The sequence below is a fragment of the Oceaniglobus trochenteri genome, from assembly GCF_020529025.1.
Taxonomy (GTDB): domain Bacteria; phylum Pseudomonadota; class Alphaproteobacteria; order Rhodobacterales; family Rhodobacteraceae; genus Oceaniglobus; species Oceaniglobus trochenteri.
In genome coordinates this window covers 676,564-688,464 of sequence record NZ_JACNMM010000002.1, presented here as the reverse complement: position 1 = coordinate 688,464, position 11,901 = coordinate 676,564, and the positions used below count along the sequence as shown (strand labels likewise).

The 11,901-nt window shown below is 66.3% G+C and carries 12 protein-coding genes; 9 read left to right on the top strand and 3 right to left on the bottom strand.

Annotation, left to right across the window (positions count from 1 at the left end):
• Positions 1-3 precede the first annotated feature (3 nt).
• The 7 genes from H7828_RS03650 (at position 4) to H7828_RS03620 (ending at position 4,874) form a co-directional block, all read left to right on the top strand.
• Entirely contained in the window at positions 4-369 is a 366-nt protein-coding gene (locus H7828_RS03650) for a Na+/H+ antiporter subunit C (RefSeq protein WP_226779619.1), read from the top strand.
• Entirely contained in the window at positions 366-1,865 is a 1,500-nt protein-coding gene (locus H7828_RS03645) for a Na+/H+ antiporter subunit D (protein ID WP_226779618.1), read from the top strand. The genes H7828_RS03650 and H7828_RS03645 overlap by 4 nt, the downstream gene beginning before the upstream one ends.
• Complete coding sequence (locus H7828_RS03640) at positions 1,862-2,341, top strand: Na+/H+ antiporter subunit E (protein ID WP_226779616.1); 480 nt, start codon at positions 1,862-1,864, stop codon at positions 2,339-2,341. The genes H7828_RS03645 and H7828_RS03640 overlap by 4 nt, the downstream gene beginning before the upstream one ends.
• Positions 2,338-2,637 (top strand): MrpF/PhaF family protein, encoded by a 300-nt coding sequence (locus H7828_RS03635; RefSeq protein ID WP_226779615.1) that lies wholly within the window; start codon positions 2,338-2,340, stop codon positions 2,635-2,637. Before H7828_RS03640 ends, H7828_RS03635 begins: the two co-directional genes overlap by 4 nt.
• Entirely contained in the window at positions 2,634-2,948 is a 315-nt protein-coding gene (mnhG, locus tag H7828_RS03630) for a monovalent cation/H(+) antiporter subunit G (RefSeq protein ID WP_226779614.1), read from the top strand. Before H7828_RS03635 ends, mnhG begins: the two co-directional genes overlap by 4 nt.
• A gap of 69 nt (positions 2,949-3,017) precedes the next feature.
• Positions 3,018-3,800 (top strand): ThuA domain-containing protein, encoded by a 783-nt coding sequence (locus H7828_RS03625; protein WP_226779613.1) that lies wholly within the window; start codon positions 3,018-3,020, stop codon positions 3,798-3,800.
• 3 nt (positions 3,801-3,803) lie between these two features.
• A complete protein-coding gene (locus H7828_RS03620; protein ID WP_226779612.1) occupies positions 3,804-4,874 on the top strand; it encodes a Gfo/Idh/MocA family protein in 1,071 nt (356 codons plus the stop codon).
• 143 nt (positions 4,875-5,017) lie between these two features.
• On the opposite strand, the gene murJ is transcribed toward H7828_RS03620, so the two are convergent.
• The 3 genes from murJ to H7828_RS03605 are packed head-to-tail and all read right to left on the bottom strand — an operon-like array spanning position 5,018 to position 10,590.
• Positions 5,018-6,589, bottom strand: coding sequence for a murein biosynthesis integral membrane protein MurJ (gene murJ / locus H7828_RS03615; RefSeq protein WP_226779608.1), 1,572 nt, complete (start codon positions 6,587-6,589; stop codon positions 5,018-5,020).
• Positions 6,590-6,614: 25 nt separating this feature from the next.
• Positions 6,615-9,422, bottom strand: coding sequence for a [protein-PII] uridylyltransferase (locus H7828_RS03610; RefSeq protein ID WP_425354928.1), 2,808 nt, complete (start codon positions 9,420-9,422; stop codon positions 6,615-6,617).
• Complete coding sequence (locus H7828_RS03605) at positions 9,409-10,590, bottom strand: penicillin-binding protein activator (protein ID WP_226779607.1); 1,182 nt, start codon at positions 10,588-10,590, stop codon at positions 9,409-9,411. The genes H7828_RS03610 and H7828_RS03605 overlap by 14 nt, the downstream gene beginning before the upstream one ends.
• 84 nt (positions 10,591-10,674) lie before the next feature.
• On the opposite strand from H7828_RS03605, the gene rsmI reads away from it, so the two are divergent.
• Positions 10,675-11,538 (top strand): 16S rRNA (cytidine(1402)-2'-O)-methyltransferase, encoded by an 864-nt coding sequence (gene rsmI, locus H7828_RS03600; protein ID WP_226779606.1) that lies wholly within the window; start codon positions 10,675-10,677, stop codon positions 11,536-11,538.
• Complete coding sequence (locus H7828_RS03595) at positions 11,535-11,885, top strand: YraN family protein (protein ID WP_226779604.1); 351 nt, start codon at positions 11,535-11,537, stop codon at positions 11,883-11,885. The genes rsmI and H7828_RS03595 overlap by 4 nt, the downstream gene beginning before the upstream one ends.
• The last annotated feature ends 16 nt before the right edge of the window (positions 11,886-11,901 follow it).

The window sequence follows — 11,901 nt, the reverse complement described above, 5'->3', positions numbered from 1 at the left end:
GCCATGGAAACGCTCCTCTCGCTTACCATCGGGCTTCTTGTGGCCGCTGCCGTCTATCTGATGCTGGCGCGCAACGTGCTGAAATTCCTGTTCGGGATGATCCTGCTGAGCAATGCCGCGAACCTGCTGATCTTCACCGCCGGGCGGCTGACCTTCGGGGAACCGCCCCTGATCGCGGCGGGTGAAAAGCTGCCCCCGCCGGGCGTGGCCAATGCGCTGCCCCAGGCACTGGTGCTGACGGCCATCGTGATCGGCTTCGGCCTTTTCGCCTTTGCGCTGGTGCTGGTCTTTCGCGCCTACACAACCCTTGGCACGCTGAACACCGACGACATGCGCGTGGCCGAACCGCAAGAGGAGGCAGACCGTTGAGCTGGCTTGTCGTCGCCCCGATCCTTGTGCCCTTCGCCACGGCGATCATCGCCTTCCTGCTGCGGGAACGTCCCCTCGGGCGGTGGATATCGGTCGCCGGTTCCGCGCTGGCCCTGCTGGCGGCGGGCCTGCTGATGGCGCAGGTGCTGGGCCAGGGGGTGATCGCGGCGCAGATGGGCAACTGGGCCGCGCCCTTCGGGATCACTTTCGTGGCCGACAACCTGAGCGCGGTGATGGTGGTCATCACGGCCATCGCCGGCCTTGCCGTGGCGATCTATGCCACCGCCGAAATCACGCCGCGGATGGAGTACCTTGGCTATCACACCCTGTTCCAGGTGCTTCTGGCGGGGGTCACGGGCGCCTTCCTGACCGGTGACATCTTCAACCTCTACGTCTGGTTCGAGGTGATGCTGATCGCGTCCTTCGGCCTTCTGATCCTGGGCGGCCGCCCCGAACAGATTGACGGCGGGATCAAGTATGTCACGCTGAACCTGATCTCGACGGTGCTGTTCCTGTCGGCCATCGGCCTTCTTTACGGCATGACCGGCACCCTGAACATGGCCGACCTTGCCGTGACGGTCGGGCAGGTGGAAAACCAGGGGCTGCTGACCGTGGTGGCGATGATGTTCATGGTGGCCTTTGGGGTGAAGGCGGCGGTCTTTCCGCTGTTCTTCTGGCTGCCGGCCTCATACCACACGCCCGCCTTTTCGGTATCGGCGGTCTTTGCCGGGCTGCTGACCAAGGTGGGGGTCTATGCCCTGATCCGGGTCTTCACGCTGATCTTCGATCGCGACATCGGCTATACCCACACCGTGCTGCTCTGGGTGGCCGGCTTCACCATGGTCACCGGTGTTCTGGGGGCCGCGGCGCAGATGGATTTCCGCAAGATCCTGAGCTTTCACATCGTCAGCCAGATCGGCTACATGGTGCTTGGCCTTGCGCTGTTCACGCCGCTGGCCCTGACGGGGGCGGTTTTCTACCTGGTCCATCATATCGTGGTGAAGGCGAACCTGTTCCTGATCGCCGGGGTGGTGCAACGGCTGACCGGATCGACCGGGCTGAGCCGGATCGGCGGGCTTTACACCCATGCGCCACTGCTGGCGCTGCTGTTCCTGGTGCCGGCCTTTTCGCTGGCCGGCTTTCCGCCGCTGTCGGGCTTCTGGGCCAAGTTCCTGCTGATCAAGGCGGCGCTGGGGGTGGAGGGCTGGTTCATCGCCTTCCTGGCGCTGGCGGTCGGGTTGCTGACGATCTACTCGATGACCAAGATCTGGGCCGAGGCCTTCTGGAAACCCCACCCCGACGGCATTGAACCCCGGATCGCCATGCTGGGCCGGGCCGAGCGGTGGCGCCTGCTGACGCCCATCGCCGGGCTGGCGGCGCTGACCGTGACCATCGGCCTGTTCCCCGAACCCTTCGTGCAGTTCGCCGAAGCGACGGCGGCGCAGCTTCTGGACCCCTCGTCCTATGTGACGGCCGTACTGGGAGAGCGCCCGTGAACCTGTTCGTGCTGAACCTGATCCTTGCCATCGCCTGGGCCGCCTTCAACGGCGCCTTTTCGGTCGCCAACCTTGCGGTCGGCTTCCTCATCGGCTTTGGCGTGCTGTGGATGCTTCAACCCCTCATGGGGGGCGAGAGCGTCTATTTCCGCCGCGCCTATACCTGGTCGCGGCTGGTGGTGATGTTCCACTACGAACTGATCGTGGCATCGCTGAGCGTGCTGTGGGACGTGGTGACGCCAACGCAGCTTAGCCGCCCGGGCATCATCGAGGTGCCGCTGGACGTCAAGAGCGACGCCGCCATCCTTCTGGTGACGAACCTGGTGTCGCTCACGCCCGGCACCCTGAGCATCGACATCTCGGACGACCGCAAGATCCTTTATGTCCACGCGATGTTCGCCGATGATCCCGATGCCATAAGGGCAACCCTGAAGAACGGCATGGAACGCTGGGTGCGGGAGGCGCTGGAGACATGAACGACACCATTTTCCTGGCCTGGTCGGTCGATATCGCCTTCGTGCTGCTGATGGTCGCCATGGTGCTGGCCTTCGTGCGCCTCGCCAAGGGGCCGACCCTGGCCGACAGGGTGGTGGCGCTGGACATGATGACGGTGCTGATCGTTGCCTTCTGCGGCGTCTTCGCCATCGCCTCACGCGATCGCACCTTCCTTGACGTGGCGCTTGTCGTCGCGTTGATCGGGTTCCTGGCCACCGTCGCCCTGGCCCGCTTTGCCGAGAGGCGGCAGAAACGACGCGAGGGGGACGGGGCATGATCGGCTATGTCGTGGGGGTGCTGCTGTTGCTGGGGGGCGGTTTCGCGGTTATCGCGGGGCTGGGCGTGCTGCGCCTGCCTGATGTCCTGGTGCGGATGCACGCCAGCACCAAGGCCGGCACCCTGGCCTGCGGGCTGATCATCGCCGCGGGGATGGTGTTTTTTGCCGATCTGCCGGTGCTGTTCCGTGGCGGGCTGATCGTGGGGTTCCTGATGCTGACCGCACCCGTCGCCGCGCACATGATCGGGCGCGCCGCCCTGCGCACCGGCGCGGCGCCGCAAACCCGTGACATGACGAAAAAATCCGGCTGAGGGGGCATTGCCCTTGCCGGTGATCTGCGGAACATGCCGGGGATGAAAACTGCAATCGGAGGGCAGACCATGATCCGTGCCACGGTCTGGGGCGAAAACGTCCATGAGCACACCAACGCAATCGTGGGAGAGCTTTATCCCGACGGGCTGCACGGCTGCATCGCGGCCGCGCTGAATGCGGCGGGCGGCATCGCCGCCACCACCGCCACCCTGCAGGAACCCGAACACGGGCTGAGTGCCGCACGCCTGGCCGAAACCGACGTTCTGCTGTGGTGGGGCCATTGCGCCCACGGCGACGTGCAGGACGAGGTGGTAGAGCGCGTGGCCGAGGCGGTCTGGGGCGGCATGGGGCTGATCCTGCTGCATTCGTCGCACTTCTCGAAGATCTTCAAGCGGCTCATGGGTACGCCCTGCAACCTGACCTGGCGCGAGGCCGGTGAGCGCGAGCGGCTCTGGGTCACCTCGCGCGGGCATCCCATCGCGCGGGGGCTGCCCGACCATTTCGAACTGGAACACGAAGAGATGTACGGCGAACCCTTCGGCGTGCCCGAACCGCTGGAAACCGTCTTCGTGTCGTGGTTCCAGGGCGGCGAGGTCTTCCGCTCGGGGCTGACCTGGCGGCGGGGGGCGGGCAATGTCTTCTATTTCCGGCCGGGCCATGAAACCTATCCCACCTTCCACGATGCCAACGTGCAGACCGTGCTGGCCAATGCGGTGCGCTGGGCGCACAACCCGGCGCCGCGTCTGACGGCCGTGGGCGATGCCCCCAACGTGCCGGTGCACAAGGCCCCCGAGAAGATCGAGGAGCGTGGGCCGAAACTGCACAGCCACGGCGAAGAAGGCTTCCGCTAGACCATGACCGCCACAGAGACGCCCGCGCCCCGCACCCGCCTGCTGATCCTGGGGACGGGCAGCATGGCCCATACCCATGCCACCGCCTTCTCGGCCCTTCCGGGGGTCGAGATCGTGGCGGCGGTCGATGTCAGCCCCGGCCGCCTGGCGGCCTTCTGCGAAAAGTTCGACATCGCGCACCGCTTTGCCACCCTGGACGAGGCTCTGGCCTGGGGCGCATTCGACGCCGCCTCGAACGTGACGCCCGACCAGGCCCACCACGCCACCACCATGCCCCTGATCGCGGCGGGCAAGCATGTTCTGTGTGAAAAACCCCTCGCGACCTCCTACACCGAGGCGGCCGAGATGCGTGATGCCGCGCAGGCGGCGGGGGTGGTCAACATGGTGAACCTGACCTACCGCAATAACGCCGCTATGCAGCACGCCGCCCGGATGGTGGCCGAGGGCAAGATCGGAGAGGTGCGCCACTTCGAGGCTTCGTACCTGCAAAGCTGGCTGGTGCAACCCGCCTGGGGCGAATGGAGCGAGCAGGACCAGTGGCTCTGGCGCCTGTCGCGCGCCCATGGATCGGCGGGGGTGCTGGGGGATGTGGGGATCCACATCCTGGATTTCGCCACCCATGTCGCGGGGGGCGACGTGGCCTCGGTGTCCTGTCGGCTGAAAACCTTCGACAAGGCCGAGGGCGGGCAGATCGGGCCCTATGTGCTGGACGCCAACGACAGTTGCGCCATGCACGTTGAACTGACGAACGGGGCGATCGGGGTGGTTCATGCCTCGCGCTTTGCCACCGGTCACCTGAACGACCTGACCCTGCGCATCCATGGCACGAAGGGCGCGTTGCTGGTGGAATCGGCCAACCACACCGACCGGCTGTCGGCCTGCCTTGCGCCGCAAAGCGCGCCGACGGCCTGGGAATCAATCCCGCTTGCGCCGGTTCAGACCGTCTTTGCCGCCTTCATCAGCGCGATCCGCGACGGCGCCCCGCAAGAGCCGGATTTCGCCCGCGGCGCGGCGCTTCAGAAAGTGCTGGACGATGCGGGCGGGCGCGGGCTGTTCCGGGGATACCAGGAATAATCGCGCGGGCCTTCCCCCGGTGGCCGGGGTTGGATTGAGTATTTGGGGCAAGAAAGAGAGGGAAGACCGGCCCCTCTTTCTTGCTGAAAATACTCAATACCTCCGGCCGCACCACGGGGTTGCCGGGAGATGGTGGGCGCTGATCAGCGCCGGACGGCGCCGCGGATGTCGGACAGCGCAAAGGCGCCGATGGCGGTGCCGATCACGAAATAGCTGCCCATGCCCACGAGAACCAGCGCGGCAAGCGCCAGGAACTTCAGCCCGGCCATCCCGAAAAGCGGCCCCATGAGGACCGTGGCCAGCCAGAGGCAAAGCCCCATGCCAAGCGAGGCGGCGACGATCCGCCATAGGCGACGGCGGAATCTTTCGTCGAATTTGGCCGCTTCGCCCATTTTCCGCCCGCCACGGGCCAGCAGCCAGACCATGGCCCAGCCCGCCACCGTCGTGCCGATGGCGGCGGCCAGGAACCCCACCAACGGCATCAGCCCGATGGCCAGCGCCGCGTTCACCACCATCGACACCAGCGCAAAGCGGAAGGGCGAGCGTGTATCCTCGCGCGCGAAGAACAGGGGTTGCAGCACCTTCTGCAGAACGAAGGCGGGCAGGCCCAGCCCGTAGATCGCCAGGGCCAGGGCCGTCGCCGCGCTGTCGTCGGCGCCGAAGGCACCGCGCTGGAACAGCGTGGCCACAAGGGGCAGGGGGATGACCATGAAGGCCACGGCCGAGGGCACCGTCAGCGTCAGGGCCATTTCCGCCGCCCGGTTGAAGGCATGGCGCCCCCCGGCGGTATCCTCGGCGCCGAGGCGGCGCGACAGTTCGGGCAGCAGCACGACGCCGATGGCGATGCCCACCACGCCCAGCGGCAGCTGATACAGGCGGTCGGCATAGTTCAGCCAGGCGATGGCGCCGTCATAGAAGCTGGCCACCTGGCGGCCCACCAGCAGGTTGATCTGCACCACGCCTCCGGCCAGGGCGGCGGGGGCGGCGATAATCGCCAGCTTCTTCAACTCGGGCGTCAGGCGGGGGCGGCGGATGGTCAGGCGGAACCCGGCGCGCGCGGCTGCCCACCAGACCAGCGCCAGTTGCGCGATACCGCCGATGGGCACCGACCAGGCCAGGGTGCTGCCCACCTGGCGGGTCAGCGCCTCGTCCAGGCCAAGGGCGGCAATGTCGGATGGATCGGCCCCGAGGGCGGCAGAGATCAGCATTCCGGCGATGAACACCACATTCAGCAGCACCGGCGCGGCTGCCGCAGCCAGGAACCGGCGGTTGGCGTTCAATATGCCCGAGACAAGGGCCGCCAAAGAGATGAAGAGGATGTAGGGAAAGGCGATCCGCCCATAGGCGACCGCAAGATCAAACCTTTCGTCACCGCGAAATCCGCTGGCCATGGCGGTGACCAGCCAGGGCATGAAGACCAGGCCGGCGGCGGTGAAGAGCGAGAGGACAAGGATCATCCCGGCAAAGGCATCCTGGGCAAAACCCTTCGGATCGTCGCCGCTTTCCAGCTTTTTCGAGAAAAGCGGGATGAAGGCCATGTTGAAGGCGCCCTCGGCGAAGAAGCGGCGGAACATGTTGGGCAGCGAGAAGGCCACGAGGAAGGCCTCGGCCACCGGGCCCGCCCCGAGGTAGGCCGCGATCAGGATGTCGCGCACGAAGCCCATGATCCGGCTGGCCAGGGTCCAGGCCCCGACGGTGAAGAAGCCGCGCAGCATTACATGTCTCCGGCGCAGGGAACCATCAGGCGCGCGCCCGCTGCGAGCCCTGTTCGAGAGCCTCGCGCAGCTTGCGTTCCAGCCCGCGCTGCTTGGTTTCGGAATAGAACTTCAGCCCGAACATGTCCTTGACGTAGAAGGTATCGACAACCTGTTCGCCATAGGTGGCGATCACCGCGCTGGCGATGCTGATGTTGGCGGCGGCCAGGGTGCGGGTGAGATCGTAGAGAAGGCCGGGCCGGTCGCGGGTATCCACCTCGATGATGGTATAGATTTCCGAACCGTCGTTGTCGAAGGTGATCGAGGTGGGCACCCGGAAGCCGCGTTCGCGCTTCTTCATCTTGTCGCGCGGCTCCAGCGCGTCGCGGGCCACGACCTCGCCCTTCAGGGTGCGGTCGATCATCCGGCGCAGGCGGTCCAGCCGCGATTCGTCATAGGGCGCGCCGTCGCCGTCCTGCACCCAGAAGACCGCCGTGGCAAAGCCATCGTTGCTGGTATAGGTGCGGGCGTCCACGACATTGGCACCGACCAGCGCCAGCGCACCGGCCAGCCGCGAGAAGATGCCCGGATGGTCGGACATGGCGAAACAGGCACGGGTGGCGTCGCGGTCGGGGTCGGGTTTCAGGTCGATGCGGATGTCGCCTTCGCCCATGTCGCGCAGCAGGTTGGCAAAAACGACATGCGCGCCGGTGTCCAGGCCCTGCCAATAGGGCGGATAATGGCGCTGGGTTTCGACGCGCAGGGCGGATTTGTCCCAGTCGGCCAGGGCATCGCGCAGGCGCCGGCGGGCCTCGGCACCGCGGGTTTCGCGGTTCAGGTCCTCAAGCCCGTTCTTGAGGGCGCTGGCGGTTTCGCGATGCAGCGTGCGCAGCAGTTGCGCCTTCCAGTTGTTCCAGGTGCCCGGCCCGACACCGCGGATATCGCAGACCGTCAGCACCGTCAGCAGGTCCAGCCGCTTGCGGTTGCGCACTGCCTTGGCAAAATCGCGGATCGTGCGCGGATCGGACAGGTCGCGCTTTTGCGCGATGTCGGACATCAGCAGGTGATAGCGCACCAGCCATTCGACGGTGTCCACCTCGGCCTGTTTCAGGCCCAGGCGCGGCGCCACCTTGCGGGCGATCTTGGCCCCCAGCACCGAGTGATCTTCGTCGCGGCCCTTGCCGATGTCGTGCAGCAGCAGCGCGATATAGAGAACCTTGCGGTTCAGCCCCCCCGAGCGGGTGATGCTGGCCGAGATGGGCAGGTCGTCGTCAAGGTCGCCGTGTTCGATCTGGGCCATGTTGCTGATGACCTGGATCGTGTGTTCGTCGACGGTGTAGTGATGATACATATTGAACTGCATCATCGCCACGATGGGTTCGAATTCGGGCAGGAAGGCCGCAAGCAGGCCAAGTTCGTTCATCCGGCGCAGGGCGCGGTCGGGGTTGGGATATTTCAGCAGCAGATCCATGAAGATCCGAACCGCCTCGGGGCTGCGGCGCATGTTGTCGTCGATCAGGTTCAGGTTCGCGGCAATGGTGCGCATGGCGTCGGGGTGCATCAGATAGCCGGTGCGCATCGCCTCGTCGAAGATCCGCAGCAGGTTCAGCGGGTCGGACAGGAACACCGCCGCATCCTCATAGCAGATCCGGTTCTGGCGGATCGCATAGCCCGGGCGCACCTTCTTGCGACGGCGCAGCAGGCCGACAAGGTTGGGCGCATCCTTCTTGTGCTCCGCCTCAAGCGCGGTCAGCAGGATGCGGGTCAGCTCGCCCACCTTGTTGGCGTGGCGGAAATAGGTCTGCATGAAATGCTCGACCCCGCGCCGCCCGCCCTTGTCCTGATAGCCCATGCGCTCGGCCACCTCGACCTGAAGATCGAAGGTCAGCTGATCCATGGCGCGGCCGGTGATCAGGTGCAGATGGCAGCGCACGGCCAGAAGAAAGGTCTCGGCGCGGTTGAAGCTCAGGTATTCCGCTTCGCTGAAGACGCCGGCCTTGACCAGCTGCTTGGCCTTGGTGACGCCGTTGACGTATTTGGCGATCCAGAACAGGGTTTGCAGATCGCGCAACCCGCCCTTGCCCTCCTTGATGTTGGGTTCGACGACATAGCGCTGCCCGCCCTGCTTGCGGTGACGCTCGGTGCGCTCGGCCAGCTTGGCGGTGATGTATTCGGCGCCGGTGTTGCGGAACAGGTCGTTCACCAGCCTGTTTTCCAGAAGCACCGGCAGGTCTTCGTCACCGCAGAGGAACCGGCGTTCCAGCAGGGCGGTGCGCACGGTGTAATCCTCGCGCGCCATGGTGATGCAATCCTTGATCGTGCGGCTGGAATGCCCGACCTTCAAATGCAGATCCCAGAAGACATAGAGCATGGATTCGATCAGGCTCTCGGTCCAGGGCGTCAACTTGTGGGGCGTCAGGAACAGCAGGTCGACATCCGAGAAGGGGCACATTTCTGCGCGCCCATAGCCGCCGACGGCAAGCACCGATATACGCTCTCCCCCCGTGGCATTGCCGACGGGGTGCAGGTGGCGGCGGATCGCCTCGAACACCGTGGTGATGACGCAATCGGCCAGATAGCTGTAGGCGGTCACCGTTTCACGGGCGGCGTCGGGATGGGCGGTGAAGGCCTCGGCGATGGCTGCACGACCGTGTTCCAGCGCCGTTTTCAGGTGACGGACAATGCAGGCGCGCCGTTCCGAGGCGCCGGCGATCTGCACGATCTCCTTGTCGATCCCGGCACGGATGGCGCCGATATCGAAGATGTCGTCATGGGCACAGATCAGGCGCACCGGCCCGATGGGGGCCGGTGTGATCTGGGCGACATTGCTGGGCGTGGACTTAGAAACCGGCACCACCGAAACTTCTTGGTGCGGGGTCGATCACGACAACCTGGTTGTTCTGAATCTGCGCCACGGCCATGCCGCGCTGGTTGGTGCCGTCGGATTTCAGCCGGAAGATCCCGTTGACCCCGACAAACCCCGACCCCTGCGTGAGCGCCCGGGTGGTAAGGGCATCGCTCTTGCCGGTGGCGGCCAGGGCGCCGACGGCGGCGATCCCGTCATAGGCCAGGCCGGCAATCGGATGCGGCCGGTCGCCATAGGCCTGCTGATAGCGGCTTTCGAAGCGGGCGCTGAGGTTCGGATCGGGCAGGGCGAACCAGCTGCCCTGGATGCCCTTCAGCGACAGCGCGCTGGAGGGAATATCAAGGCGTTGCAACCCGATATACTGAGCCTCGGACCCGGGAAGCCCGGCCCCGGAGAGCCCGTCGACCAGGAAGGAAAGCGCGCCCGCCGTGCCCGAGGTCATGAAGACCGAATCGGCACCGGTGGCCTTGGCCTCGGAGGCGATGCCGGGAATGGCCTGGCTGACCCCCTGCTGCGACAGTTCGAAAGACGCGACACCGGCCAGCTTCACGCCGTTCGACCGGATCGCGCTGACGATGGCATCGCGGCCATGTTCCTCGGCGGTGCTGCGGCCGTGGACGACGAAGATGTTCGACTTGCCCTGGCGGCGGGCATATCCCACCAGCCGGTCGGCGGTGTTCTGGAAGGTGTTGCCCAGAACAAAGACGTTGCCCCCCGCGATCGAGGTGTTGTTGGACAGGGTCAGAAGGTTCACGCCGCGCGCGGCAACGGCCACCCCGGCGGCGTTCGCGGCCTGGGCAAAGACCGGCCCGATGATGATTTTCGCGCCCTCGTCGACGGCACGGGTGGCCACCTGGGCGGCGGCGCCCGGCTGACCGGCGGTGTCATAGACCCGCAGGTCGATCTTCACGCCGTCAAGATCGGCAATCGCCAGGCGGGCGGCGTTTTCAAGGCTGCGGGCCAGGATCGCGCCGCCATCGGGCGACCCGGCGGGCACCAGCAAGGCAACGGGCACGGCGGCCTCGGTGTTGATCGACGGTCCGCCGCCGCCGGTGCCCAGGGCAACCGGTTCGCACCCGCTCAGGGCGACGGCGGTTGCGGTGACGGTGGCAATCCGGGCAATCGGCTTGCAGGCGGAGGACAAAAAGGCAAACATCGGCACACTCTCTCGCAGCACGGGTGGATCAGCTTCACGACCCTAGGCGGAGTTGACCACGGTGTAAATCGGAGACGCTTCGCCATGACACGGATTGCGCAAATTCGCCCACTCGCGCCCGGGCTTCACCTGGTGGCCACGCCCATCGGAACGGCCCGCGACATCACCCTGCGCGCGCTTGACGTGCTGGCCTCGGCCGATGTCATCGCGGCCGAGGACACCCGCACCACCCGCCACCTGATGGACCTGCACGGCATCCCCCTGGGCGAGCGGCGGCTGATTCCCTACCACGATCACAACGGCGCGGCGGTGCGCCCGCGCCTTCTCGACCTGATGGAGGGCGGCAAATCCCTGGCCTATGCCTCGGATGCGGGCACACCGCTGGTGGCCGATCCGGGCTTTGCCCTGGCCCGCGATGCCATCGCCCGGGGCATCGCCGTGACAGGCGCGCCCGGCCCCTCGGCGGTGACGGCGGCGCTGATGATTGCCGGGCTGCCCACCGACCGGTTCCTGTTCGCCGGTTTCCTGCCGCCGGCCAAGGGCGCGCGGCGCAGGGTCCTGGGCGAGCTGGGGCCGGTGCCCGCCACGCTGGTTTTTTTCGAATCGGCCAAGCGGCTTTTGGAAACCCTTAAGGAAATCGGTGCAACACTGGGTGAAGAGCGTCAGATCGCGGTCTGCCGGGAATTGACGAAGAAGTTCGAGGAGGTGCGCCGCGGCACCCCGGGCGAGGTGGTCGAACATTACACCGCGCATCCGCCGAAGGGCGAGGTGGTGCTGCTGATCGACCGCAACCGCGCCGGGGCCAGCGCCGAAGACATGGAGGCGGCCTTGCGCCACGCAATGAAGGACATGTCCCTGAAGGATGCCGCGCGCCAGGTGGCCGAAGACCTGGGCCTTGCCCGGCGCGATGTCTACCAGGCGGCGCTGGCGCTGGATGGCGAGGGGTGAGCGGCCTTGCCGCCCATTGCGCCGGTCTGGCCGCCGAAGACAGGGTCGCCGCCGCCTATGAACGGCGCGGCCATGCCGTTGTGGCCCGCCGGTGGCGCGGTCGGGGTGGCGAAATCGATCTGATTGCGCGCGATGGCAACGGCCTGATCTTTATCGAGGTGAAGACCTCGGCCAGCCTTGCGCAGGCGGCGCAGCGCATCAGCGACCGGCAGGCCCGCCGCCTTTTCGCCGCCGCCTCGGAATACCTGGCGCGCATGCCCCTGGGCCAGGCCACCGAAATGCGCTTCGATGTCGCCCTGATGGACGGGGCGGGGCAGATCGACATCATCGAAAATGCCTTCATGTGATCGCGCGCCGGCACCT